We start from the raw sequence: 26,940 nt of genomic DNA, 5'->3' as shown, positions 1-26,940 counted from the left end.
AATACCATATAGCAGAAAGTGACAGAATGGCATTTTTTTACTTGAAACAGGCTCATCGTATGAATTTGTCAAAGAAATACCTTACTTTTAATTCTTAAAATATTTTAAAAATGAAGTTGAAATGTACAGTTTTTATTCTGCTCATGATGACCTGTTGGGTCTATGCACAGAAAAAGCCTTTAGACCATTCTGTTTACGACAGCTGGCAAAATATTGGGGCAAGAAAAATCTCAAATGACGGAAAATGGATTGCCTATTCTGTGGATGCTCAGGAAGGAAATACTAACCTTTCTTTATATTCCGTTAAAAATAAAACATCAAAGAAGTTTGCAAGAGGAACAAAAGTAGATTTTACGAATGATTCCAGATTTGCTGTCTTTCAAATCCGTCCTCAGTATAAAGACATAAAAGCAGTAAAAGATAAAAAGCTTAAGAAAAATAAATTAACAAAAGACAGCCTTGCAATTGTTGATTTTTTAAATGATAAAACAGAGAAAATCCCGAATGTGAAATCATTTAAAATTCCTGAAAAAGCAGGTTCTTATGTTGCCTATCTTCTGGAGAATACAAAAGATAAATCTTCGGATGATGCCTCCGATAAAGAAGATGGAGACGAAAATAAAGATGAGGATAAAAATGTAAAGCCTTTGCAGCTGATTGTGCGAAATCTTTTGGATGGAAAAACCACAGAATATGATAACGTAGTCCGCTATGAATTCAGTAAAAATGGAAAACAGCTTGTTTTTGTAACTAAAAAGCCGGACGAAAAGAAAGATAAAAAAGAAGGAAAAGATTCAGCAGATGAAAAATCTGCGGACAAAAAAGATACAGATAAATCAAAACCTAAGAAATATGCACTTCAAACCGTACAGGTTGTAGATCTGCAAAAGGGAACTGTTACTAAGATTTCAGAAATGGAAGGTGATTTTTCACAATTGTCTTTTGATGAAGAGGGAAATCAGCTGGCATATGTGGGAACTTCTTCTGCACAAAACGATTTGGTGAAATTGTATCAGTTGTATTACTTTAATTTTAAAGGAAATAAAAAGGAAACAATTACCAATGAAAATGCACAGATGAAGAAGAACTGGGTGGTTTCTGAAAACCATTTGCCTTTATTCAGCAAAAATGGAAAGCAGCTGTATTTCGGTGTTGCTCCAAAGCCTGTTGCAAAAGATACAGCAATGATAGCGAATGACCATGCCGTAGTAGATATATGGAATTATAAAGATGATTATCTGCAAACGGTACAGCTTAAAGAATTGAAAAATGATCTGAAAAAATCTTATGCTGCGGTAATGCAGACGGAAAAACCGAATTTCTTCAGAAATATAGATGGTGAGGATTTGGATACTTTAAGACTGGTAAATGAAGGGAATGCTGAATTTGCGCTTGGTATTACAAGTTTGAACAACCGTATTTCTTCACAATGGGAAGGGGCAACAAAGAAAACATATTTTCTGATTGATAATAAAACAGGGGAAAGAACGGAAATTATTAAGAATCTGAATGGCGCGGCAGCTGTATCTCCGCTAGGAAAATTTGTTGTGATCTTTGACAGGGAAAAAGGGAAATGGTTGAGCTATAATGTGAAGACAAAACAAACTCTTCCACTGAATACAGGCTTACCTGTTTCCTTCGTTGATGAAGAATTTGATATGCCGGATTTTCCAAATTCTTATGGCATTGCATCCTGGACAGATAATGATGAATCTGTGATTATCAGAGACCGATACGATCTTTGGGAGTTTTTCCTGAACGGTTCAAAAAAGCCTAGAAATATTACCAATGGATTCGGACGTAAATATAAAATAACATTTGATACTTATGATTTAGATAAAGATATTAAAAGCTTCAACCGAAAATCCGCCATTTATTTATCAGCATTTGATAATACATCCAAAGCGCATGGAATTTTTAAGACTTCTATTCAGTCGGGTTCAGATCCTGTAAAAATCCAGATGGAAAATGTATGGGGATACAGAAGTCTTCAAAAAGCAAAAAATGCTGAAGAATATATCTTAGTAAAAGAATCATACACTGATTCTCCCAATATTTTTGCAGCATCAGATTTCTCAAAACAACAAAAGCTGAGTGATACCAATCCGCAGCAAAGCCAATATAACTGGGGTACAGATGAACTGGTACACTGGACAACACCAAAAGGACATACTTCTACAGGAATTTTATACAAACCGGAAAATTTCGATCCGAATAAAAAATATCCTATGATTGTTTATTTCTATGAAAAACTTTCGGATAATCTGAACCGTTATGTTGCGCCAGCTCCTACACCTTCAAGATTGAATATTTCTTATTTTGTGAGCAACGGATATCTGGTTTTTACTCCTGATATTTCTTACACAGACGGCTTCCCTGGGGAGTCTGCAATGGAATACATTAATTCCGGAGTTGAAAAATTAAAACAAAATTCCTGGGTAGATGGTGCTAAAATCGGAATTCAGGGTCAAAGCTGGGGCGGTTATCAGGTAGCCTATCTTATTGCTCATACCAATATGTATGCAGCCGCATGGAGTGGTGCTCCTGTTGTCAACATGACTTCCGCATATGGAGGAATCCGATGGACTTCAGGAATGAACAGACAGTTCCAATATGAGAAATCACAAAGTAGATTAGGCAAAAATCTATGGGAAGCACCGGATCTTTATATTAAAAATTCACCGCTTTTTACTATTGATAAAGTACAGACTCCGGTAGTTATTATGAGTAATGATAAAGATGGTGCAGTGCCATGGTATCAGGGAATTGAAATGTTTACCGCATTACGCCGCCTTGGGAAACCGGTATGGCTTCTGAACTATAACGGTGATGATCATAATCTGGTAAAACGCCAGAACAGAAAGGATATTCAAATCCGTGAACAGCAGTTTTTTGATTACTATCTTAAAGGTGCTAAAGCTCCGGTCTGGATGACGAAAGGTATTCCGGCCACCCAAAAAGGAAAAGATTGGGGATTTGAGCTGACGGATGATAAGCCTAATTAATATGAACCCGGCGGAGCCAAAGGCTCCGCCGGTTTTTTTTATATTTCTCAAAAAAATATATCACAAAACATAAACTGACACAATGGCATTTTTTTTATGATGGGTCTGTTGGGCACTTTTATTATATTTACCGCCAATTATAAATAACAGTATGGGAATCTTTGATTTTTTTAAGAAGAAAAACAACAATCAGGAAAATGTAAATACTTTGGTTCAGGAAATGGAAATGCCAGAGGAAAGAATAGTGGCACAGGAAGTGGCGGAAGAAGTAGAAGAAACAATACCGGAAATCCCTTCATTACAAGTGGAAGAGCCGAAGACCGTAAATAAGGAATTTGAAAAAATCAAAATTTATAATGATTATATAGTCTATTCTATAGCGCTTCAGCTAAGAGGAGAATATACGCCTATTTCTGCTTTTGAAAAAGAAAATGGTGAGATAGAAGGCTTTGCTTATATGGTAACAGAAGATGCTTATGCGCTGGCTCCACAACAGGCAATCGCACAAATGGAAGAAAAGTTTGAAAACGAACTTCAGGAAGGGAAGATCAAGTCTTATATGATTTTGTATCACTCTCAGTTTGATAATAATGATAATCATAATCCGGCAACAAAAGAAGACGAATTTAAAGCAATTTCACTTTCTTATCATTTTGAAGGATCTGATAAGGCAAAAACAGGACTTCCGTATATTTTTGAAAACCAAAATGTCACTTACAAAGGTTTTGCAGCGTTTTCTCACGAAGAAAATAATGAGATCATGAATCATCAGTTGGTGGATGGTAAGGATTATTTCCCGAATACAGAAGGAATTGCTGCTCCTGAAATTACTAACGAAGCAGGAATTATCATAAGAAAATCAAATGTTCATAATCTTGTGAATACCTGGAGTGGTGTTTTTGGTCATGAAAATTTCCAGACTAAAGATTACGGCCAATACCTTACCACTGTTTTAATGCAGTCTACGGTTACAGACACGTCAGGTGAAGATAAAAGCAAAACAGAATTTGAAGATGTAAGATTTAAAACGATTGTTACGGATGAATTGAGTACCATAATCCCGGAAGTGAAAACTGATTATGTTTTGGATTTTGAAACAAGATCAATCAGGGAATGGGAAAATGCACTTAATTTGCAGGCGATTGTAGCGGGGCCGGCCAGAGAAACTTTTGGAGTTTGGTTCTTTGCTACAGATTATGCTGAAAATAGAAACACTTACATGACCCAGCCTCATCTGAGGGTAAATATCAGCGGAATTGTTTTCATTCTTGATGTTCACACAAACACTGATTTACCTGACGGGACTAAAATGAGTGAAGATTTCACAACATATGCACCAAGCCAGGATCTTCCTAATTATGCATGTTTCGATTTTATTGCTCAGGTTGTAGACTATAAGGAAACAGAATTGCTTGAAGATGGCAGCGTTAAAGGATATATCCTGAAGTTAAAACTGATTACAAATGAAGAGAATGAAGATTTCTTCACTATCGATGCTTTTGTTAATAAAGAAAACATGAGATTTGAAACTCCGGCAAAAGGAATGAAGGTTACCGGAGCCCTTCAGCTTCAAGGTAAAATTGCTGAATAATTTAAAAAAATATAAAAGCTTAAAAAGAGGTTGTTCCCATGGAATAACCTCTTTTTATTTTCTGATTCTTCATTTATTAAACGCAAAGAATTATGTGATTCGAGAGCTGTTTATAAGGGAGCAAAAGGTTGTGACTTTGTCGCTGATGGAGCTTTGTGGTAAATGAGGCGTTTGCTTAGTACGAATCAATGAAATTGATTCCGCCCTTTGCTCTCTTAAAAATATTACAGCATACAGATTTGCATGTAAAAAACAAAAAAGGCAATCCTAAGACTGCCTTTCTATATTTTTCTGAAAAATTATTTGTTTTTCATTTCTTCCTTGATCTTGTTCTCCAATTCCTCAGAAAGATCCGGATTATCTTTTAAAACATCTTTTACAGCATCACGTCCCTGACCAAGTTTCGTCTCTTCGTAGCTGAACCAAGATCCGCTTTTCTTCACGATTCCCATATCTACTGCAGTATCAAGAATTTCACCTACTTTAGAAACTCCTTCTCCGTACATGATATCGAATTCTGCCTGTTTGAAAGGAGGTGCTACTTTGTTTTTCACAATCTTCACTTTCACACGGCTACCGATAGCCTCATCACCTTGTTTGATAGGCGCGCTGGCTTTTCTGATATCAATTCTTACAGAAGCATAGAACTTAAGAGCGTTACCTCCGGTAGTAGTTTCAGGATTTCCGAACATTACCCCGATTTTTTCTCTCAACTGGTTAATGAAGATCACTGTACATTTCGTTCTTGAAATAGTAGCTGTAAGCTTTCTTAATGCCTGAGACATCAATCTTGCGTGAAGACCCATTTTAGAATCTCCCATTTCACCTTCAATCTCTGCTTTTGGCGTAAGAGCTGCAACAGAGTCAATCACAACGATATCGATAGCTCCTGAACGGATAAGGTTATCTGCAATTTCTAAAGCCTGTTCTCCGTTATCCGGCTGAGAAATGATCAGGTTTTCAAGATCAATTCCCAGTTTCGCAGCATAGGTTCTGTCGAAAGCGTGCTCTGCATCAATAAATGCTGCAATACCACCTGCTTTTTGAGCTTCAGCAATAGCATGAAGGGTTAATGTTGTTTTACCTGAAGATTCAGGACCGTATATTTCAATGATTCTTCCTTTTGGATATCCGCCGATACCTAATGCGATATCTAATCCTAAAGAACCGGAAGGAATTACTTCTATTGTATTGTCTATAGATTCATCACCTAAAGTCATTACTGTTCCCTTTCCGTATGTTTTATCTAATTTGTCAAGCACTAGAGCAAGTGCTTTTTTCTTATCATCAATGTTACTCATCGCTATTAAAATAATTTCTCAAAAATACATAATTTATATATCAAAAACTAATGTTTTTTGTCCCTGAAAACTGTTTTTAGAGTTAAAAAATGATAAAATTTTGCTGCTGATTTTATTCATAACGTAAAGAATGGAGGATGGACTGTATAGGAATATTTAAAGATTTTTTTTTGTAACTAAAAAACTGTTGATTTATAATGTAATGTTTGTTGGAGACCCGCAAAGACGCAAGCTTTTTTAATGATTCTATGCTTTAAGGCGCAAAGATTTTATCGAAGATAAAATTGAATACTGTAAAATTATTTTATCTCTCGCTAATTTTGCAGATGTTAATAAAAATCTGCATAAATAGCTTGATCTTCGAGAAAATTTATTTAAGATTTATAATTTCTCTAGCTGAAAATCTTTGATTTTCTTGCGCCTTAAAAGTTTTTGTAACGCATGGGGATTTTTTGCGTCTTTACGATTTTTAAAAGAGGTATTTTAATGGAAATTTGAATTCTTGGTGATATTCAGATAATCTTCCAGTACCTTCATCTGATCCTTATTTCCTCTTTTTATTCTGGCATCACGGCTTACGATGCTGTCATAAATCTTGTTGAAAAGTATCTTTGATTTGGGAAACAGATTTTTGTTGGGAACTTCCGGGATCTGTAGCCTTTTGCAGACTTCATGATCCAGCAGAAACCAGGTACAGCAGACATGCAGATATTTTAAATTTTTCCTTTGGAATTCAAATTTTAAAATTGGATTTTCCAGAGACTCATTCAACAGGGAATGAGCAAGAAGAACAGAATCTTTATCGGACGGAGGTTGAACAGAAGTCCATAAATAAAAATATTCAGTAGCTTGTTTTTTATTGTCGGGGAGAAGCTGTTCCGGAATTCCCAGAAGATAACCTACGTATTTCCAAAGGTGAAAAATTCCCTGTTCCTCTTCAATAGAAAAACTATTTCCTAATTTTTTAAGACTATGAAGGAATACCAGACTGAAACCAATATACGTTGCCATCATATCCCATGAATTGATGGGCTCACCCCAGTTTTCTGTATCCCAGTTTTGATAATGTTTTTTTATGGAAAGTCTTGCATAAGAATGGATCAGGCGGGTTTTTATAGCAAATTCATATCCTTTTGCGTGAACTTCCAGTGCATTGTAACGGGTAGCATTTACCCAGAAATCCAATGTTTCCGAAAGGCGTTTTACCGCACCCTTTTTTAATGCCTCTGTAACAATAAGGGGTTTGTTGAGGTAGGCATAGTCATAACCGCCGATCAGACAATAATCTCTCAACGAAATCAGAGAGTCCAGGTTGCTTCTCATGCATAGTTCAGCACCGCTTTTGAGTAAATTGCAATCAAGCCATTCAGGAACTTTCTGAGTTTGGCTGAAAAGCTTTTTTACACTTTCAGGAACTGAATCTGTTTCCGAAACTCCATTTCTGATATACTGCTCAATTTCCCTGGATGCCTCATGAAATTTTTTAGTAAAATAAACATCTCTTACCACCTCATCACCAATCTCGTCCACATGATGAAAAAAAGGAGCGAATTTTTCAAATTTTTCAAAACCCACTTCTGCTCCTGAAAATTCAATAAGTAGTTTTCCGTTTCCACTTTCCCAGAAATCTCTGAAATGAGGAGCATCTTTAAATCGCGGTTGTATCATGTTCATTCCTTTACCTATAAAAGTACAAGTTTTATGCTGAAATTCTTTGGTGAGATTTGTCAGGCTAGGTAAAAAAATAATATATATAGAAATAAATCACCCAAAAGGGTAATTGTTTAGCCTTAATTGTTTTTGAAAATTTGCAATAATCATTAAAACTTCAAATTATGTTAATAAAAAATGAAAACATGAAATTAGTAGATCTCTCAGTTTACTCAAATGAACTTCTTACTGAAGGATTAGGCCAGGGAGAGGTTACGGAACAGGATGCTCAAAATGCATTGGCTCAACTGTATATTTCATATGCCGAAGAGCAAGCAAAAGTATTTTTAGTAAGTAATATGCATTTTACCACTTTGACAATTGATAATGTTAATTTACAGGGATTGTGGACCAGGTTGAAAGAAATATTTTGTTCAATTGTAAGAGAGGATAGTATTTTTAGTAAAATAATTGATTTTATCTTAGAAGCTATAGGACAAATTATTCCTTTGGGTATTTTTGTCAAATCTTTAGTTAAGATAATTATTAAGTACTTTCTTCAGAAAGGTATTGGAGCAGTTTGTCCCGTATAACACAAAAAAACCTTCCCATCGGGAAGGTTTTATATTACTTATTGCTTATCGCTCATTACTTATTATAAAGAAGCAGCATGTACAAGCATATCCACTAACTTGTTAGAGTAACCCATTTCGTTGTCGTACCAAGAAACAAGTTTCACGAAGTTTGGAGAAAGCATGATACCAGCATCTTTATCGAAGATAGAAGTTCTCTTATCTCCTACGAAGTCCTGAGATACTACTGCATCTTCAGTGTATCCTAGGATACCTTTCAATTCACCTTCAGAAGCAGCTTTGATTACTGAACAGATATCTTCATAAGAAGCAGCTTTTTCAATTCTCACTGTTAAATCTACTACAGAAACATCAACAGTTGGTACTCTGAAAGACATACCTGTTAGTTTTCCGTTCAAAGAAGGGATTACTTTTCCTACTGCTTTAGCAGCACCTGTAGAAGAAGGGATAATGTTGTTCAGAGCAGCTCTACCACCTCTCCAGTCTTTTACTGAAGGACCGTCAACAGTTTTCTGAGTAGCTGTTGTAGCGTGTACAGTTGTCATTAAACCTTCTACGATTCCGAAATTATCGTGGATCACTTTAGCTAAAGGAGCTAAACAGTTTGTAGTACAAGAAGCGTTTGATAAGATTTTGATATCATCAGTAAGTTCCTTGTGGTTTACACCCATTACGAACATTGGAGTATCATCTTTAGAAGGAGCAGAAAGGATTACTTTCTTAGCACCAGCGTTGATGTGAGCCTGAGCAGTATCTTTAGATAAGAAAAGACCTGTAGATTCTACGATATAGTCAGCACCAATTTCATTCCACTTTAGGTTGTTAGGATCTCTTTCAGCAGTTACTCTGATTCTTTTCCCGTTTACTACAAGATCATTTCCTTCTACAGAAACTTCACCTGGGAAAATACCGTGTACAGAGTCATATTTTAACATGTAAGCCATGTATTCTGCATTAATAAGGTCATTGATTCCTACAACTTCAATGTTGTCTCTTTCAGTCATTGCTCTGAAAACAAGACGTCCAATTCTACCAAAACCGTTGATACCTACTTTAATTGTTGACATAATAGTTTGTTTTTATTAGATTATAAAAATAATTAGATTGCTAAAATTTCTGAAATCAGTAAAAGATCTCTATTGATTTCGTTATGTTTTTTAATGGCTTCTTCAATCGGCGTATACGTCAGATCGTTAGAACGCATTCCTGCCATTACATTGGTTTGTCCTTCCATTAATCCTGTTACGGCACCATAGCCTAGTCTGCTTGCCAAAACCCTGTCTGCACAGCTTGGAGAGCCTCCTCTCTGCATGTGTCCCAAAATGGCTACACGAATGTCATAATCAGGGAATGTCTGTTTTGTTTTTTCTGCAAGTTCATACACATTGGCAAGTTTTTCACCCTCTGCAACCACCACAATGCTTGATGCCTTTCCGGTTTTTTCAGCATCTCTGAATTTCGTGAAAAGCTCATCAATACTGTCTTTTTTCTCAGGAATCAAAATATCCAAAGCTCCTGTTGCCAATCCACTGTTTAATGCAATGAAACCAGCATCACGCCCCATCACCTCTACAAAGAAAACTCTGTTGTGGGAAGTTGCCGTGTCACGGATTTTATCAATGGCATCCATTGCGGTATTCAAAGCAGTGTCGTATCCGATGGTATTATCAGTTCCGAAAATATCATTGTCGATTGTTCCCGGGACACCGATTACTCTGATTCCAAATTCTTCATTAAAGATTTTTGCACCGGTGAAAGTTCCGTCTCCACCAATACAAACCAATCCGTCTATTCCAAGCTTTACGCAATTGTCATAAGCTTTCTGGCGGCCTTCTTTTGTTCTGAATTCAGCAGATCTGGCAGACTTTAGAATTGTTCCACCCTGGTTGATTATATTTTTTACGGAACGGGCCCCCATTTTCAGGAAATCATTGTTGATAAGACCGTTGTAGCCTTCTCTCACCCCGTAGCATTCGATATTATAGTAATTGGCGGTTCTTACTACCGCTCTTAACGCCGCATTCATACCCGGAGAGTCACCTCCTGAAGTAAGAACTGCAATCTTTTTTACAGCACTCTCTTTCATCAAGAAAAAAATTTCGAACACAAATTTACAAAAACAAGTTCAGATTATCGTAGTAACTTTCCAATAGTTTTGAATATAAATTATTAAAAGCTTCTGAAGTTTGTAGGTTTAAAAAAATATCGTGCGGTTTTAGTTTCCTGAGCATCGATATCCAGATCATACCATGGTGTAAAATGAGGATTAAAAGGATTGGAGAGTACATGAATAGATTGTGCTGGCGTAAATCCTTCACTCAACAAAAACAGTCTTTTCCCTTCTTTATTCTTACAGACACCTGAAATAAAAACAATATGTCCCGGACTTCCCGGTGTAATCAGAATATCTCCGGTTTTCAAGTCAGAATTTTTTGCAACAGGTTTTGTTTCTTTATGTAATGAAATCGTTCCTGCATAATTAAAGATCAGATCCAGATAATTTCTGAAACTCTGATAAGAATCATCAAAAGCAGCAGTTTTTCTAAAGCTCACCGAATTTCCGTTGACAAAAGCTCTTGTTCCATTTTTATAGTCATTCCAGCTGAGAAGATCCCCGCTCGTAAAATGAAATTTGATTTCGTCAAACTTTTTCACTTTATAAAGATACTCCGCTCTCATACGGATGGCAGCATCAGCGCATTGCTGAAGGTCTTTAGTTCCTGTATCAATATCAAAAACAGCTTCATGGAGGTGTTGGGTAGAAATAGGAGTACCATCATATTTCAGAATCTGACTTTCATAAGGTTTCAGCTTAAAGTTTTCAATAAAATATCCGAAAGAACCAGGTTTTTCTTCACTCCATTCATATCCCTTGGGAGGAGAAAATCTTTCCCGGATGGTATTTTTATCCTTATGGATCTTTGCAGAACTTTTTGCCGTTAAATTTTCATTATGATCAGGTTCAGCCAGTAAACGGTCTGATAATTTTTCCTTCGTACAGTTGGTAAGAATAAGAAGCGCTGTAATTCCCGTGATGATTTTTTTCATGCGTTTTTAGTTAACGCAAATATCATTTTTTTCCACGTATCAGCAAATAAAGTTGTGAAAATCTATAATATTTAACTTCTGCTTTACGCTTTTTCATTTTCAGGAATCAGTAATTTGCCCCAATCATTCAGCTGCCAAAGAATCTTCACCAGTTGTTCACCCAGTAGTGTCAATGTATATTCAACTCTTGGAGGAAGTTCATTAAAAGATTGTTTCGTCAAAATGCCATCATCTACCATCTCCGATAATTGCTGATTCAAAACTCTCCGGTCAACTTTAGCGATACCGCGCAGAAATTCACTCGGACGTTTTTTTCCTTCATTGATCTGCCAAACGATAGGAATTTTCCATTTTCCGCTGATGGTATTCACTGCGACTTCCAACGGGCAAATTTTATTTTCTTCAGCTCTTTCCTTTGTTTCCATAAAATTGACTTTTTTATCCCTATGGGTGAAAAATATGCGGTATTGCTTTTGTCTGGTTAGTTTCAGACTTTTGTAAAGATAATCATTAAAAACAGCATGTCAGAAAAACGAAAAGGGGCCCGTTCCATCAAAGATATTCCACAGGATATTTTAGAACAGCTGAACCGCGGAGAAATTGAAACCGCCAATCTTACAGAATGGCTGGCAGTAGATCAAAGGTTATTGTTGGAAAATTTACTTCAGCAGAATAACCGGATTGGTTATTTAAAACCTGTCTTGGAAAATGTAGACCAGCTGAAAAAGCAAACTGTAAATACTCTCAACGAAGCTATCGGAGTTGGACTTTTGAATTTAGCCGGAAAAAATAATGATAATGAATTTCTATCGAAGCTTGCAACCCATCCGGCAGATCTTGTGCGTTGCTGGGCAGCTTATACCATTGGAAGAAATCACGACTTGAACCTGAAAGAAAAATTAAAAAGCATTCAGTCTTTTGCTTCTGATTCCCATTTCGGAGTGAGGGAGATCTGCTGGATGACGGTGCGTCCTGATATTTCAAAAAATCTTGACGAGAGTTTGTTTGTTTTATCAGAATGGACACAGCATAGCAATGAAAATGTAAGACGTTTTGCCAGCGAATCTACCCGGCCGAGAGGAGTGTGGTGTGAACATATTGATGCTTTGAAACAAAATCCTGGACTAGGTCTTGAAATTTTAGAACCTTTACGATCAGATTCATCCCGATATGTGCAGGACAGTGTTGGCAATTGGTTGAATGATGCCAGCAAATCTCAACCTGAATTTGTGGTAGAAGTCTGTGATGAATGGCTCCGTGAAAGTCCGACAAAAGAAACCCAATATATCGTAAAGAAAGCCTTGCGGACCATCAAAAAGTAGAAGTTATCCACAAACTGGAAATGTTGATTTAATTTTTGATCACATAGGTCACAGATTTTCATAGCATTACATGGTGCCTTTATATCCCATTTATTCTTCGGTAGTGCCTTTATTTGCTTAATTTTTACATGAAAATTACATTGAAACATTTTCAATGTTAACTATATATTAACGAGAAAAAGTTATCCACAATATGAGTTTTCAATTAATGTGGATTCTATCTGTCACTCAATTAATAATTTAAATAAAAATTAAAAAATGGAAGCTTGAATTTCTATCTTTTCTTCGCTTAGAAAAAAGTTATCCACAATATGAGATTTCACTTACCATTTTTCCGTCAAATACTTCCAGTATCTTTTCGGAACATGCTGAATATGAAGTTTCATATTCTTTCGTTCTACAATATTGGTTTTAGTAAAATATCGCTGCCAAAGCACCTGATAATTCATTTCTTCATTATGAAACTTCTGTTGGTATTTATTGAAATCCGGTTTTTCATCAGGGTAGAAGAACTCGCAGTTTTCCAGGTCGTAAAAAATGCCGTAATTCCTCCTCAGATCATAGATCATCCATTTCTGGTCCTGATACCGGTCATTAAAATGTTTTCGGATTAACGGAAGAACATTGAAGTCAGGATCTATTTTAGAAAAGAATACATCATCTTTCATTTTTTCAAAGCGGACAAAAGCAGTCATTCTATGCCTTTCCCTATCAACCGATTTACAGATTTTTGAAATTTGTAAAATATTGTTATCTGCAAAATTTTCAAGAATATTTTCTCCCGGATGTTTGATAGATTGTCTTACAGCGGATAAGATGAGGTTTTCAAGATAGGGTTCCTCTGATAAAAAAACTTTTAAAAGCTTATGGATGCCCAATTTTCCGATATTCTGCTCCAATTTGTTGAGAACCCGCTCAGACTTTTCTGTTTGTGTGATGACTTCGTGGATTTCAGCAAAAATATTTTCCTGATGAAAACGCCCTCTGCTGGCTATTTCTACCTCTTTATAACGGTATTCAAAAACTTCAAATACCGCAGTGAAAAGACCATCGAAACTTCCATCGTAGAGTAGGGTTGTCATCATTTATTTTAAAATTTAGTTGTACTGCCTGTCATTCTGAGATTCTTCCTTCGTCAGAATGACAAATGTGCTGTTTTACCGAAGTAATAAATTAGTGATCATTTGTGAAAAAATTCGTGTAATTTGTGTTTAAAACAATGTCAGTTGTTGTGAGAACTGATTGTGAAACTTTGATGAGCTTCCACCTATCAACAGTTTTCTAAAATTTTTGTCCGTTAAATATTTCAGGTAAGCATTCCCAGCAGTGAAATCAATAAAATATTTTGCCCGGTTCACGGCTGCTCCCAGTTTTTTTAAATGATCCATTGTTAAGACCTGAAAACGTCTTGCACTTATAATTTTTTGAGCTGTTTTTACCCCAATTCCCGGAATTCTTAAAATGGTTCGATATTCTGCAGTCTGAAGATTCACAGGAAACTGATCCAGATTTCGTAATGCCCAGCTTAATTTCGGATCCATTTCCAGATCAAGAAAGGGAACATTCGGATCTAAAATTTCTTCAGCTTTAAAACCATAAAATCTCATCAGCCAATCCGACTGATACAACCGGTTTTCACGAAGCATAGGAACTTCCGTCGTTAAAGAAGGTAATCTCTGATCTTCCAAAACGGGAACATAACCTGAATAATAAACTCTTTTGAGATTGAAATTTTTGTAAAAATGATCGGCCACTTTAATGATCTGCAGGTCGTTTTCATTGGTTGCGCCTACAATCATTTGTGTAGACTGTCCTGCCGGAGCAAACTTGGGAACTTTTTTTAAAACTTTCTTTTCATCCTTATACTGGATAATTCCTTTTTGAATATATCGCATAGGACTGATCATATCCTGCCTGTTCTTTTCTGGAGCCAATAATTTTAATCCGCTTTCTGTAGGGATTTCAATGTTTACGGATAAACGGTCTGCGTACAAAGCGGCTTCCTGCATCAGGTCATCACTTGCCCCGGGAATAGATTTCAGATGAATATATCCATTAAAATTTTCTTCCAGGCGCAGCTTTTTGGCCACTCTCACCAGCCGTTCCATTGTGGTGTCTGCATTTTTGAAAATTCCGGAGCTCAGAAATAAACCTTCAATATAATTTCTGCGGTAAAAATTAATCGTAAGATCTACGACTTCTTCTACTGTAAAGGCAGCTCTTTTAATATCATTTGAACTTCTGGAAACACAGTAAGCACAATCATAGATACAGTGATTGGTCAATAGAATTTTAAGCAAAGAAACACATCGTCCATCTTCTGTATAGGTATGGCAGATGCCACTTGCGGAACTGTCTCCTAAAGCTCCTTTTTTATTCTTTCTTGAGCCGCCGCTGGACGAACACGAAACATCATATTTCGCTGCATCGGCAAGGATTTCCAGTTTTTCTTTAAGGCGGTCAAAATTCATATTTTTAAATTTTTGATATGTTTTGTATCTGAGATGTATTTTAATTTTGTTCAAATTTAGTTCCAAAATTGATAAAAGTCAATCTTTTTTCATAGAAGTTATCAACAAAAAAGAGTCTCAAAATCATTATATTTACGGCTCATTAAAGTTTATATCATGAATCATAAACCAATCGAAGGTTTTTCCAAGCTTCCAAAGCAGGGTAAAATCGACTGGCTCGTAAACGAATATCTTGAAGGAAACCAGGAATATCAAAATATATTAAAACAATACTGGAACGATGATGCAGATCTTCAGAAACTTCACGATGAGTTTTCTGAAAATACCATCTCCAATTTTTATATGCCTTACGGAATTGCTCCGAACTTTCTGATCGATGGAAAGCTGCTGGCACTTCCAATGGCTGTTGAAGAAAGTTCAGTAGTGGCGGCCGCTTCCAAAGCTGCGAAATTCTGGATCGATAAGGGAGGTTTCAAAACAACGATTATCAACACTGAAAAACTGGGGCACACCCATTTTATTTTTAATGTTGAACCCCATAAATTATTACATTTCTTTAATTTCAGTTTAAAGAAAAAATTACTTGAAGCGACAGAAGATATCACGGCGAACATGAGAAAACGCGGTGGTGGTATTTTAAATATCAATCTGGTGGATAAAACTGCAGAAATGCCGAATTATTACCAGCTAAAAGCAAGCTTTGATACGGTAGATTCCATGGGAGCGAACTTTATCAACTCATGTCTTGAGCAGTTTGGAAAAACTTTGAGGCAGGAAGTGGCAACCAGTGAAGATTTCACTCAGGAAGAAAAGAATTCACTACAGATCGTGATGAATATCCTTTCCAACTTTACCCCTGACTGTATCGTGAGAGCTGAGGTTTCCTGTAAAATGGAAGACTTAAAAGACGACAGCGGAATTTCTCCTGAAGAATTTGCTTCTAAATTCAAACAGGCAGTTACCATCGCTGAAATTGAACCTTACCGTGCAACCACTCATAATAAAGGAGTGATGAATGGAGTAGATGCAGTGGTGATTGCTACCGGAAATGATTTCAGAGCTACAGAAGCCTGTGCACATGCTTATGCTGCAAGAGATGGACAATACAGATCTTTGACGCATTGTACCACAGATAATGGAGTATTCAGATTCTGGATTGATCTTCCTATTTCTGTAGGAGTTGTGGGAGGGCTTACGAATCTTCATCCATTGGTAAAATTCTCATTAGCACTTCTTGGAAAACCTTCTGCACAGGAACTGATGAGTATTCTTGCTGTTTCAGGTCTTGCACAAAACTTTGGAGCATTGCGTTCACTGGTAACTACAGGAATCCAGAAAGGGCATATGAAAATGCACTTATTGAATATCCTGAATCAGTTGGGAGCTACCGAAGAAGAAAAGCAGCACTTTGTAACGTACTTCAAAGATAAGACGGTGAGCCACCACGAGGTGATCAATGAATTTAACAGAATGAGAGGAAACTAATGTTACAGATCATCTTGCCCATTGTGTTTCTTCTTTTTGGATTCTTTTTAAAGAAAACCAATAATGAAGGGTTCAGAAGCTCCAAGAGATTTGCCAATATGTTTATCATACTGGGAATCTCTACCTTGGTTGCCAAGTTCATTTTAATGTACTTAAAATCAAAATAGTGAAAAAAAGTATTGTATTTTTCTTATTGATTTCAGGTTTAGGTTTTTCGCAGCAGAAAGAAGTGAAAATAAATAACCTGCCGCCAAAATCTGAAAACTTTGTATTCCCTGTGATTACTTATGCAGGAAATCCAGCAGTTGCCGATAAGATCAATACATTTCTGCAGGTGAAAGAACTGGAATATATTCCGAATTCTGGTGGAAATCCTTTTAAACTAGCCTCTACCGCAACAAATTCTTATTCCAACTATGTTTACTTCTATGATTGGGAGAAACTGGAAACGCCTAAAAATATTTTAACAATGGGTATTCATGGTGAAGCTTCGGGAGCCTATCCAGAAGAATTTGAAGATTGGAAGAATTTTGATCTAAGGACAGGGAATTTTATCAATGCTGAAGATTTATTTCGGGCAGAGAGCAGGAAAACAGTCAATGGTTTGATTCAAAGTAGAGTAAAAAAGAGAGTGAATGACTTTCTCGTTAAATTAAAATCTGAAAAAAATCCATCAGAGGAAGTTCAGGATCAAATTGCAATGTATGAAGATTGTTTCATAGAACATACTTTGAATGGTATCCGGTATTTTTTTGGTAAGGATAAAATTACTTTTGTGGCAGGCAGATGTTCTAACCATGCGATGCGGGCATTGGACGATCTGGGAAGTCATGAACTTGAATTTACTTATAAAGAACTTGAAAAATACCTGAGTATTTATGGTAAAAATCTGATTTCAGGTTCGGAAAAGATAGGGCAGACTGGGCCCGGGAATAAACTGTTCAAAGGAAAAATTGACGGAAAATATCCTGTTACGGTTTTGTTTAACGAAATTAATGAGGACGATTCTTTTTCCGCTACTTATTGGTATGATAAGAATAAAAAACCGATTAACTGGAGAGGAGAATTTATTCACGATCATTTTTCTATCACCGAAGATGATTATCATAGCGAAGAACTTAAAGAATGGGTTCCAAGAGCCTTAATAGAAGCTGACTTAAAGGGAAATAAAATCTCCGGAACCTGGCAGGACTATAAAACAAAAAAATATTTAACCTTAGAATTAGAAGAGCTATAAAATGAAAACAATTACTTTAGTTTTTGGAGCGGTTTACGGAATGGTGTCTGTGATCCTGGGTGCATTCGGAGCGCATGCTTTAAAGAAAATATTAGCCGTGGAAAGGCTGGAAAGCTTTGAAACAGGAGTAAGGTATCAGATGTATGCGGCATTTTTCCTGCTGATCATCGGGTATATCTTAAAATTTGAAACTTCTGCTGAGAGATGGACTTCCATTTTAATGATTGCAGGAACCTTGTTATTCTCAGTGAGTATCTATTTTCTGAGTATGCAGGATTATTTAGGAATGAACCTTAAATTTTTAGGACCTATCACTCCGCTTGGAGGTTTGATGATGATTTTAAGCTGGGGAATGCTTATCTTTTATTTTGCCAAAAACAGAATTTAAGAATGAAGATTAAGAGAAGAAGACGGTTAATAAGGACATTCAATCTCTTAGATCAGCCTATCAGATTCAATCCGTTTGTTTTTAGCCGTACTTTTTTTATGTGGGCTGTTACAGGCCTTGTAGGAGGTGTTATTGCCGGAGGATATTGGATCGTTCTGGAACATTTTACAGAATTTTTAGCTGAATTTCAAGGCTGGCAGGTTATTCCCACCATGGCGATCTGTGGTTTGCTGGCCGGGCTGGTAATTCATTTTATAGGTGATCCCGGAGAAATTCATTTGATCGTTAACAACATCAGATTTAATAAAGGAAAACTGGAACCGAAGAACAATCCTTCGATGATTCTTTCATCCCTGTTTTGTGTAGCTTCGGGAGGAAGTTTGGGACCGGAGGCGCCATTGGTACAGGTAACAGGTTCTACGGGAACCTGGCTGGGGAAAATTTTCAGACTGAAAGGTGAGGAACTGCGTTCTTTGAGTATTGCCGGGATGGCTTCTGGCTTTACCGCGTTATTTGGAGCGCCGCTGGGAGGTAGTCTTTTTTCTCTGGAAATCCTGCATCATAAACATGCTGTAGAATACTATAAAGCCATTATTCCTGCTTTGGTAGCGAGCTGTTTCAGTTATCTGATGTTTGCTTTGATTATCCATTTGGGAATTGGGGCAACCTGGGATTTGAAAGCCTATCATTATACCGGAATATATGATTTTCTATATGCTGCACTGTTCGGAATTGTAGGAACTTTGTTCGGATGGATTTTCATTTTTGTAGTTAAGTTTTTCAAAAAAGTTTTCGAATACAGAAACTTCCCAATATATATTAAAACATTGGTGGGAGGAATTATTTTAGGAATCATTGCCTATAATTTCCCTATTACAAGATACTTTGGACATAACGAGATCAATCAGTTAATCGATGGTAATTTCGGACTCAATTTCTTACTCCTGATTCTGGTTTTTAAAATACTGGCGATTGCCATTACAGTAACTTCAGGATGGCGGGGAGGATTTATTATTCCTCTGTTCTTTGTAGGAACAACATTGGGACTCATTATCCATAATTTATTTCCGGCTGTAGATACCACATTAGCCATTGTAAGCTGCATGGCGGCGATTAATGCGTGTGTAACAAGAACGCCGATGAGTACTACCATTATCTTAGGAACCCTTACCGGATTTACCTATTTTGTACCGATATTATTTGCGAGCCTTACCGGATATTTTCTGGCTCCAAGAATTCCGTTCATCGGATCACAATCTGAGAAATTAGTGGAAGAATAAAGGGAATTTGAGTGATATGTTAAAAATCAAGTCAATCAGACTTTAATTTTTGAGTCAATAAACTTGAACTTCCATGTCTTTTTAGTAAATTTGTCAACCTTTAAATAGTAAAATAAAATAATAAAAATAATATGAATCTTCACGAGTATCAATCAAAAGAGATTTTATCAAAGTATGGAGTAGCTATCCAACGTGGTTTCGTTGCAAACAACGTAGATGAAGCTGTAGCAGCTGCTGAAAAATTGACTGCTGAAACCGGAGCACAGGCTTGGGTTGTAAAAGCACAGATTCACGCAGGTGGTCGTGGTAAAGGTGGGGGTGTTAAGTTTTCTCCAAACATGGATAAACTTAAAGAGAACGCTCAGAATATCATCGGAATGCAGTTGGTAACTCCTCAAACTTCTGCTGAAGGTAAAAAAGTACACTCTGTTTTGATTGCAGAAGATGTTTATTATCCGGGAGAATCTGAAACTAAAGAATTTTATGTTTCTATTCTTTTAGATAGAGCTGAAGGAAAAAATACAATCGTATATTCTACTGAAGGTGGTATGGATATTGAGCACGTTGCTGAAGTAACTCCTCATTTGATCCACAATGAATTGATTGATCCAGCTATCGGTCTTCAAGGGTTCCAGGCTAGAAAAATTGCTTTCAACCTAGGTCTTGAAGGAAATGCATTCAAAGAATTTGTGAAATTTATTTCATCTCTTTATAATGCGTATACAGGAATTGATGCTTCTCTTTTCGAAATCAACCCGGTATTAAAAACTTCTGATAACAAGATTATCGCTGTAGATGCTAAAGTAACTTTAGATGACAACTCATTGTTCCGTCACAAAGATTTAGCTGAACTTAGAGATACAAGAGAAGAAGATCCAATGGATGTAGAAGCTGGTGAAGCGGGTCTTAACTTCGTAAAACTGGATGGTAACGTTGCTTGTATGGTAAACGGAGCTGGTCTTGCAATGGCAACTATGGATATCATCAAATTATCAGGTGGTAACCCGGCTAACTTCCTTGACGTAGGTGGTACTGCTGATGCTCAGAGAGTACAAACTGCTTTCGGAATCATCTTAAGAGATCCAAACGTAAAAGCTATTTTGATCAACATCTTCGGAGGTATCGTAAGATGTGACAGAGTTGCTCAAGGGGTTGTAGATGCTTACAAAGCGATGGGTAGCCTTCCGGTTCCATTGATCGTAAGATTACAGGGAACTAACGCTGTAGAAGCTAAAAAATTAATTGACGAGTCTGGTCTTCCGGTACACTCTGCAATTACTTTAGAAGAAGCTGCAAACAAAGTAAAAGAAGTTTTAGCTTAATTCTAAAATTTTCAGATAAATAGAAAACCGTTCCATTTTTGGAACGGTTTTTTAATGCATATGAAGAAACTTATTATCCATGAAAAACGTATATATTCCAAAACCATGCTCTGAAAACTGGGAATTGATGTCTCCACAGGACAAAGGACGATTCTGTGATTTATGTAATAAATGTGTTGTTGATTTTACAGAAAAGAATCCTCAGGAGGTTGAACAGATTTTAGAAGAAAATAAAGATACCCGAATCTGTGGAAGATTTTACAACCATCAGTTAGGTGATCATATTAACCAATCACAAAAGCTTAAGGTTCATTTCCTGAAATATATTCCTTCTTCATTTCAAAATAACGGAATTGTTTTAAGCTTATTTTCTGTGATTTTATTTTTAATAGGATGTTCAAAACCAAAAGTAGAAACGTATGCTACAACAGGTTTTGTTGATGTGATAGAAGAGGATTCTTGTGCTGCTAATGATAAGTATGCAATGGGAGAAGCACGCATTCTGGATAATGACAGTATTGCCAAAATGCCTAAAAATGATCCTATAAAATTGAAAAGAAAAGAGAGTAAGAAGTAGTTTATTTTTTAGAACAGATATAAAAAGACCACTTCAAAAGTTGAAATGGTCTCTATTTTTTTATTTGAATTCCTTACTTATCCTGATGGCTTTCAGGTAAAATATTCTCTCCACTCGTTATACTGATGCTTGTAGGCGTTACCAACTGCACTTTATCCACATCAAAACGTTCTTTAATCCCTAAATAAGCCTTACTTCTTACCTGAGCCAGATTAGAACCTACTTTTATCCAGAACTTCACCTGCAGATTAAATGCGCCTTGTTTCAGATCGGTAAAGATCACCTCTATAGTGTCTAGCTTATCCACATTGTCAAGGTTTTTAATCACATCCAGAATTCCTTTCTGTGCTTTACTGATATCTTCATCAGCAGGAATTTCAAAATTTAAAATAATCCTGCGCTGTGGCGAAGCCGTAATATTATAAAACGGCGCATTGAAGACTACCTGATTAGGAATATAAGCCTTTTTTCCATCGTCGGTAAGAAGTTTTGTAGTTAAGAAACCAATTTCCTGTACCGTTCCTGAATGAGCTCCAATCGTAATATAATCGCCTACTTTGTATGCTTTATCAATTCCGATCAGCATTCCTGAAAAAATACTTGAAACCAAATCTTTCAGCGCAACCCCGGCAATAACCCCGGCAACTCCCAAGCTTCCGATAAATTTCCAAAGAAAACCACTGAAACCCATTATTTCCAAAGCAATAAAGGTTCCCATCAGCATGATCAGAAATCTGAATACACTGATTAAGGTAACCAGGGAACTTTCTTTTTGGCTCTTCGGGAAGAATTTATGGAAGATTTTTACGGCTGCCTGGCTTAAATATTTACTGGTAATCAGGAAAAATGTAAATACTAAAATTCCGACAATAAGTTTGGGGGTAAGCTCTGCAAAGGTCACATACCAGTTTTCCAATACTTTATAAACAAGATCTACATACCTGAGTCCGGTCTTCTCCATGAATAAAATTTTTAATTAAAGATATAAATTTTCATCAAAAAATTTGCCAGTTCCAAAAAGTCTACTAAATTTGTAGACTATAAAGAGAAAACATTATGTCAATCAAACTAGGAGATACAGCACCCAACTTTCAGGCAGAGTCATCAGTAGGAGATATCAATTTCTATAATTATCTGGGAGATTCCTGGGGGATTCTGTTTTCGCATCCTGCAGATTATACCCCGGTATGCACTACAGAGTTGGGATATACTGCAAAATTGCAATCTGAATTTGATGCCAGAGGAACGAAGGTGATTGCTTTAAGTGTGGATGGAGTAGAAGATCATCAAAACTGGGTAAAAGATATTAATCAAACTCAGAATACCAATGTACAGTTTCCTATTATTGCTGATAAAGACAGAAAAGTTTCGGAGCTGTATGATTTTATTCATCCCAATGCTTCCGTTACGGCGACTGTACGTTCTCTTTTGATTATTGATCCTTCCAAAAAAGTAAGACTGATTATTACCTATCCGGCCTCTACAGGAAGAAATTTTGACGAAATCCTTAGAGTGCTGGATTCTTTGCAGCTTGTGGATAACTATCGTGTGGCTACTCCGGTTAATTGGGAAAATGGAGAAGATGTCATTGTGCCGCCAACGATTTCTACAGAAGAAGCACGGAAGATATTCCCAAAAGGGGTGACGGAAATAAAACCTTATTTACGATACACGCCACAACCCAATACATGATTTATTTGATTTTTTATAGTTTAGTTTTAATTTGTACGAAAAGCGCCCCGAAAAATTATTTCGGGGCGCTTTATTTTTTATAAGTATTTCAGTGATTACTTAACGTCGTTGATGATTTGTTTTGCTTTAGACGTTGGAAGATAAATCTGGAATCCTAAACCAAAAGTAATTTTGTTAGTATATCCACCGCTTCCGAATCCTGCATTTGCATCATATTTCACTAAACCTTCCAATCCGATGTTTGGAGTGATGAAGTAAGAATAACCAGGTCCAAATCCGAAGTTAAGACCGTTAGAAGAAGAACCTCCTTTAGAGATTGACATACCTCCAACACCTACGTTACCTTCGAAGAACCATCTTCCGTGGTGAAGCAAATTGTTTACTCCCTGCTCTCCCGGGTTAAGGTAATAACGTCCTAATGCTCCCACATTATATGTAAAAGTAGTAGGTGCATCTTTAGCTCCTTTGAATCCTAAATCCACATATCCCCCAACTGCAATATTATCTTCGATGAAATATGCTCCTTTTGGCTGAATTGCAAAGTCATATCCTGCTCCTTCATTTAAACCAAAATTTGCCCCTGCAAGGTTACCCCCTACCATCCAATTACCTTTTTGAATCTGAGCGTTTGCGGTTGCTGTTAAACCTGCTACGGCTAATATCCCTGTTAAAATAAGTTTTTTCATAATTTATTATTTTAATAATTAAATGTTTATTATTCACGAGTTATAGAAAAAACAATAAATGTGCCATACTCTTAATTTTAGGTAATTTTTCTAAATAAACGTTAACATTCTCAGTGAGATATAATTCAGTTTTTTAACATATTCGCTGAAGATTTCATAATGATAAAGAAAATAAAAAGCGGGTTTTAAAAAAGAAATGATAAAAATGGATGATAATCCCAAGTGGTTTTTCTCTTTTGTTCAGTTTGTTGAGTATTAAACAAATAAAAGAATGATAGATATGATCAGTCCTGCAATCGTAAACTTGATTCCGCGTTTGAAAGCCTTTGTTTTAGGATTAAACATCCAGAAGCTTGAAATCACAAAAAAGAAAAGAGAGACTCCAAAGAATACACTTAGAGGCGATATCGCATCCTTAGACTGCGATTTGTGAAGAGAAACCATTTTATCTAATACGAAAGGTAATTCCTTTTTAGTGTATTTGGCTTTTCCGGTTGCGCTGTCATAAGTACCCTGTTTAAAATAAAGAACAGTTCCTTCTGTTTTTTCCACTTCAAGACCTTTCATCTTCAGCTCTTTTTTCAGCTCTTTCTCTGAAAGATTGGCCGAGATATTTTTTTCATATTTTTTTTCGTTCTTCAGAAAATCAGTGTCTCTGTACACCAAAAGAATTCCACTTAATGAATACACCGCCATAATTCCGGCAAGGAAATATCCCAGATAACGGTGGGTAATTCTCATGAACGTTCTTGTGTCTTTAATCTTATCCATATCTTATTGTTTTGTTTTTGTTTTAAAATTTCAAAAGTGGAAACTGCAAAAATGCAATCTCCACTTTTAATGAAAGAATTATTATAAAAAGAATTCTAGAGTCTGTATGTTAGTGTGAAATAGTAGTTTCTCGGTGTGATAGGATTCACTGAATAATTTTCGTGAACATTGTAGTTTACGACATCAAACAGGTTCCCCACTTTACCCTGGATAGAGAATTTGTTCCATTCGTAGCCTACAGATACAGAAACGGTTGTATAATCTTTCAGATCAAACATTCTGCTCACATTATTTCTACTTTCGTTTGTAGATTTTGAATCATTCCATCCAGCGATTCTGTCTCCGATATAATAAACTCCAGCTCCAATTTTTAATCCTTTTACATAGTTTGTAAATTTATAGAAAACAGAAGCATTTGCTGTTGTAGCAGGAGTTCTTACCAGTCTTTGGTTTTCAACATATCCCTTTTCAGGAGTGTCTGTGTAAACAGAATTGTTATAAGAAAAACCTCCGATTATAGATAAGTTTTCTGTTGGATTTCCTGTAATATCCAGTTCCACACCACGGCTTCTCATATTTCCTGCAAATTCTTTAAGATTAGTATCTGTAGAATTTACCGGTACTCCGTTCGGAGCAGAAGCAAACCAATACGTTTGATAGTAATTATTGTACATGATCTGGTAAGCCGTTAAGTTAACAGCTAAAGCATTGTTCCAGAAATTCTTTTTAATACCAATTTCATATTGATCAACTGTTGATGGCTTTATGCTTTGTTTTGATAAAGTGTTTAACTGAGCTTGAACATCTGAAGCAGATTGATTGGTATTTACTGTACCGAATTGATCTGAAGTATACCCCGCATTTGCTGCAAAAGAATTCGTATACGTTGCGAACACCGAAAGGTTTTCATTTGGTGCATATACCAAACCTACTTTTGGAGAGAATGCATTGTCAGATGTTGAAGAATTGGCTACTTCAATTTTATCATTTAATGTAAAACGAGTTGTCAGCGTAGGCATATTTTCTATGTAAGACCATCTTAGCCCGGCAATTACTTTTAGTTGTTTTGTTATGCTGATAAAATCCTGTGCATAGATCCCGATTCTTCTTGTATTGATTCTGTTTCTTGTACTAAGAGTAGAATTTGGCATATCAATACTTCCCCACGTTGATGGATCATCTAAATACAGAAGATTTCTTGGAGCCGTAACAGTATAAGCATACGCATCTGCCTGGCTGTAATCGGCATCAGCACCAATTAAAACTTTATGGTTGATTTTTCCTGTATTGAATTCACCATTGATGTTTACTTGTGCAGAAGTATAATTTTGTTCGTTGTAAGTTCTGCCAAAAGGTCTTTTCCATGATAATCTGTTAGGATCTACACTGGCATCTTTGGTGTCATATATCCATTGTACTCTTTCAGAAGAAAAATAATCTTTAGTATAGTTTTGGTAAGAAGCAGTAGCGTTCAAAGACCATCTTTCGTTAAATTGATGATTAAAAGTTACGTTCGTAGAGGCTTGCTGCACATTTTGATATTGCCAGTCAGTTCCGAAGAACGTGTTTCTGGAAACAGCATCATTTAATCTGTAGCTTTGGTCTTTTTCAGTGATAGATCCAATTCCGAAATCTGGGGTGAAATTATTTTTAAGATAATCTGCCTCAACAATTAACTGAGATTTATCGCTTAAATTAAATAAGAATGAAGGATTGAAATAGTATTTCTCTGATTCTACAACATCTCTGAAACTTTCAGCATGCTCATAGGCACCATTGATTCTGAATGCAACATTTTTGGATAAAGGTCCATAAATATCAACTGTTGGCTTATAAGAGTTCCAGCTTCCACCATTTAATCCTACGCTTCCCCCAAAATTGAATTTAGGTTTTTTGGTAATCATATTGATAACACCACCAGCTGCTGTATTACCAAAAAGCATAGCATTCGCTCCCTTTAAAACTTCTACTCTTTCCAGACCACTTACTTCAGGGAAAACCCCACTGTTTATTCTTGAACCATTCTTGAAGATGTTATCATTTCCTAAAATGAAACCACGTCCACCAAAGCTGTCCTGAGAATTTCCTCTGGATGAAGTAATATACAGTCCATTTACATTCTGAAGAACATCGCTAAGCTGTTTTGCCTGCTGCTGCTCAATGATTTCGTGAGTAACAATAGCAATAGGCTGTGGATTTTCCATTACCGTCAGGTTTGATTTTGTCGATAATGGTCTTGCCTGATTCGGATTTCCTGTTTTATGAAGATTGATATCCTCAATGGTCTGGGTTCTGATGGTGTCTGCTTCAACGTTTTTCAGCTGTGAACTTGCTGAAGCAGCAATAAATAGAAGACCTAAAGAAAGTAATTGTCTTTTCATTTTATTTTTATGTAGAACAGTTTTAAATAAGGCGCAAATGTAAGTATTTGTTTAGAATAGATAAAAATAATTTTATGATTTAAATCATATTTTTCAGGGTTAGTGAGATGGATTATTTCTATACCTCCTTTAGATTGGGG

General features: G+C 36.3%; 23 protein-coding genes. 11 read left to right on the top strand and 12 right to left on the bottom strand.

What is annotated here, in order from left to right:
• Nucleotides 1-110 precede the first annotated feature (110 nt).
• Both FN817_RS10445 and FN817_RS10440 read left to right on the top strand, forming a co-directional pair.
• A complete protein-coding gene (locus tag FN817_RS10445) occupies nt 111-3,005 on the top strand; it encodes a S9 family peptidase (RefSeq protein ID WP_142717853.1) in 2,895 nt (964 codons plus the stop codon).
• 151 nt (nt 3,006-3,156) lie between these two features.
• Nucleotides 3,157-4,596: a hypothetical protein gene (locus FN817_RS10440; protein ID WP_142717852.1), complete on the top strand. Its 1,440-nt coding sequence runs from the start codon at nt 3,157-3,159 to the stop codon at nt 4,594-4,596.
• Nucleotides 4,597-4,895: 299 nt separating this feature from the next.
• Here FN817_RS10440 and recA read toward each other — a convergent pair whose 3' ends face one another.
• Nucleotides 4,896-5,897, bottom strand: a complete 1,002-nt coding sequence (gene recA / locus FN817_RS10435) for a recombinase RecA (RefSeq protein ID WP_047419990.1) — start codon at nt 5,895-5,897, stop codon at nt 4,896-4,898.
• A 483-nt stretch (nt 5,898-6,380) separates the two neighbouring features.
• Nucleotides 6,381-7,565 carry an oxygenase MpaB family protein gene (locus tag FN817_RS10430; RefSeq protein ID WP_228451524.1) on the bottom strand — a complete coding sequence of 395 codons (1,185 nt, stop codon included), beginning with the start codon at nt 7,563-7,565 and terminating at the stop codon, nt 6,381-6,383.
• A 188-nt stretch (nt 7,566-7,753) separates the two neighbouring features.
• On the opposite strand from FN817_RS10430, the gene FN817_RS10425 reads away from it, so the two are divergent.
• Nucleotides 7,754-8,140 (top strand): hypothetical protein, encoded by a 387-nt coding sequence (locus FN817_RS10425; RefSeq protein ID WP_142717850.1) that lies wholly within the window; start codon nt 7,754-7,756, stop codon nt 8,138-8,140.
• A gap of 62 nt (nt 8,141-8,202) precedes the next feature.
• Here FN817_RS10425 and gap read toward each other — a convergent pair whose 3' ends face one another.
• From gap to FN817_RS10405, 4 genes are all read right to left on the bottom strand, one after another.
• Nucleotides 8,203-9,207, bottom strand: a complete 1,005-nt coding sequence (gene gap, locus FN817_RS10420) for a type I glyceraldehyde-3-phosphate dehydrogenase (RefSeq protein ID WP_047386314.1) — start codon at nt 9,205-9,207, stop codon at nt 8,203-8,205.
• Between the two features lie 32 nt (nt 9,208-9,239).
• Nucleotides 9,240-10,226 carry a 6-phosphofructokinase gene (pfkA, locus tag FN817_RS10415; protein ID WP_142717849.1) on the bottom strand — a complete coding sequence of 329 codons (987 nt, stop codon included), beginning with the start codon at nt 10,224-10,226 and terminating at the stop codon, nt 9,240-9,242.
• A gap of 83 nt (nt 10,227-10,309) precedes the next feature.
• Complete coding sequence (locus FN817_RS10410) at nt 10,310-11,188, bottom strand: DUF4846 domain-containing protein (protein ID WP_142717848.1); 879 nt, start codon at nt 11,186-11,188, stop codon at nt 10,310-10,312.
• 83 nt (nt 11,189-11,271) lie between these two features.
• Nucleotides 11,272-11,613 carry a winged helix-turn-helix transcriptional regulator gene (locus FN817_RS10405; RefSeq protein ID WP_142717847.1) on the bottom strand — a complete coding sequence of 114 codons (342 nt, stop codon included), beginning with the start codon at nt 11,611-11,613 and terminating at the stop codon, nt 11,272-11,274.
• A gap of 96 nt (nt 11,614-11,709) precedes the next feature.
• On the opposite strand from FN817_RS10405, the gene FN817_RS10400 reads away from it, so the two are divergent.
• Nucleotides 11,710-12,510: a DNA alkylation repair protein gene (locus FN817_RS10400; RefSeq protein ID WP_142717846.1), complete on the top strand. Its 801-nt coding sequence runs from the start codon at nt 11,710-11,712 to the stop codon at nt 12,508-12,510.
• A gap of 323 nt (nt 12,511-12,833) precedes the next feature.
• Here FN817_RS10400 and FN817_RS10395 read toward each other — a convergent pair whose 3' ends face one another.
• Both FN817_RS10395 and FN817_RS10390 read right to left on the bottom strand, forming a co-directional pair.
• Nucleotides 12,834-13,595 carry a TIGR03915 family putative DNA repair protein gene (locus tag FN817_RS10395; protein WP_317129976.1) on the bottom strand — a complete coding sequence of 254 codons (762 nt, stop codon included), beginning with the start codon at nt 13,593-13,595 and terminating at the stop codon, nt 12,834-12,836.
• Between the two features lie 126 nt (nt 13,596-13,721).
• A complete protein-coding gene (locus FN817_RS10390) occupies nt 13,722-14,981 on the bottom strand; it encodes a putative DNA modification/repair radical SAM protein (protein ID WP_047419970.1) in 1,260 nt (419 codons plus the stop codon).
• A 156-nt stretch (nt 14,982-15,137) separates the two neighbouring features.
• On the opposite strand from FN817_RS10390, the gene FN817_RS10385 reads away from it, so the two are divergent.
• The 6 genes from FN817_RS10385 (at nt 15,138) to FN817_RS10360 (ending at nt 21,270) form a co-directional block, all read left to right on the top strand.
• Nucleotides 15,138-16,466: a hydroxymethylglutaryl-CoA reductase, degradative gene (locus FN817_RS10385; RefSeq protein WP_142717845.1), complete on the top strand. Its 1,329-nt coding sequence runs from the start codon at nt 15,138-15,140 to the stop codon at nt 16,464-16,466.
• Between the two features lie 166 nt (nt 16,467-16,632).
• Nucleotides 16,633-17,703 carry a hypothetical protein gene (locus FN817_RS10380; RefSeq protein ID WP_142717844.1) on the top strand — a complete coding sequence of 357 codons (1,071 nt, stop codon included), beginning with the start codon at nt 16,633-16,635 and terminating at the stop codon, nt 17,701-17,703.
• A gap of 1 nt (nt 17,704) precedes the next feature.
• The gene (locus tag FN817_RS10375; RefSeq protein ID WP_047419964.1) at nt 17,705-18,091 is read left to right on the top strand and encodes a DUF423 domain-containing protein; all 387 of its coding nucleotides are present in this window, start codon (nt 17,705-17,707) and stop codon (nt 18,089-18,091) included.
• A gap of 2 nt (nt 18,092-18,093) precedes the next feature.
• The gene (locus tag FN817_RS10370) at nt 18,094-19,371 is read left to right on the top strand and encodes a chloride channel protein (protein ID WP_142717843.1); all 1,278 of its coding nucleotides are present in this window, start codon (nt 18,094-18,096) and stop codon (nt 19,369-19,371) included.
• A gap of 131 nt (nt 19,372-19,502) precedes the next feature.
• Nucleotides 19,503-20,693: an ADP-forming succinate--CoA ligase subunit beta gene (gene sucC, locus FN817_RS10365; RefSeq protein ID WP_045500844.1), complete on the top strand. Its 1,191-nt coding sequence runs from the start codon at nt 19,503-19,505 to the stop codon at nt 20,691-20,693.
• A gap of 79 nt (nt 20,694-20,772) precedes the next feature.
• Nucleotides 20,773-21,270 (top strand): HMG-box domain-containing protein, encoded by a 498-nt coding sequence (locus tag FN817_RS10360; protein WP_142717842.1) that lies wholly within the window; start codon nt 20,773-20,775, stop codon nt 21,268-21,270.
• Nucleotides 21,271-21,343: 73 nt separating this feature from the next.
• On the opposite strand, the gene FN817_RS10355 is transcribed toward FN817_RS10360, so the two are convergent.
• Complete coding sequence (locus FN817_RS10355; protein ID WP_142717841.1) at nt 21,344-22,231, bottom strand: mechanosensitive ion channel family protein; 888 nt, start codon at nt 22,229-22,231, stop codon at nt 21,344-21,346.
• A gap of 95 nt (nt 22,232-22,326) precedes the next feature.
• On the opposite strand from FN817_RS10355, the gene FN817_RS10350 reads away from it, so the two are divergent.
• Nucleotides 22,327-22,962 carry a peroxiredoxin gene (locus tag FN817_RS10350; protein ID WP_047419960.1) on the top strand — a complete coding sequence of 212 codons (636 nt, stop codon included), beginning with the start codon at nt 22,327-22,329 and terminating at the stop codon, nt 22,960-22,962.
• Between the two features lie 95 nt (nt 22,963-23,057).
• Here FN817_RS10350 and FN817_RS10345 read toward each other — a convergent pair whose 3' ends face one another.
• The 3 genes from FN817_RS10345 to FN817_RS10335 all read right to left on the bottom strand — a co-directional run bounded on the left by FN817_RS10345 (nt 23,058) and on the right by FN817_RS10335 (nt 26,800).
• Complete coding sequence (locus FN817_RS10345) at nt 23,058-23,648, bottom strand: outer membrane beta-barrel protein (protein ID WP_047379061.1); 591 nt, start codon at nt 23,646-23,648, stop codon at nt 23,058-23,060.
• 255 nt (nt 23,649-23,903) lie between these two features.
• Entirely contained in the window at nt 23,904-24,419 is a 516-nt protein-coding gene (locus FN817_RS10340) for a hypothetical protein (protein ID WP_142717840.1), read from the bottom strand.
• 95 nt (nt 24,420-24,514) lie between these two features.
• The gene (locus FN817_RS10335; protein ID WP_142717839.1) at nt 24,515-26,800 is read right to left on the bottom strand and encodes a TonB-dependent siderophore receptor; all 2,286 of its coding nucleotides are present in this window, start codon (nt 26,798-26,800) and stop codon (nt 24,515-24,517) included.
• Between the last annotated feature and the right edge of the window lie 140 nt (nt 26,801-26,940).

It is taken from the genome of Chryseobacterium rhizoplanae (genome assembly GCF_900182655.1).
Classification (GTDB): domain Bacteria; phylum Bacteroidota; class Bacteroidia; order Flavobacteriales; family Weeksellaceae; genus Chryseobacterium; species Chryseobacterium rhizoplanae.
The sequence above is the reverse complement of the archived record's forward strand: the minus strand, read 5'-3'. Positions and strand labels throughout refer to the sequence as shown.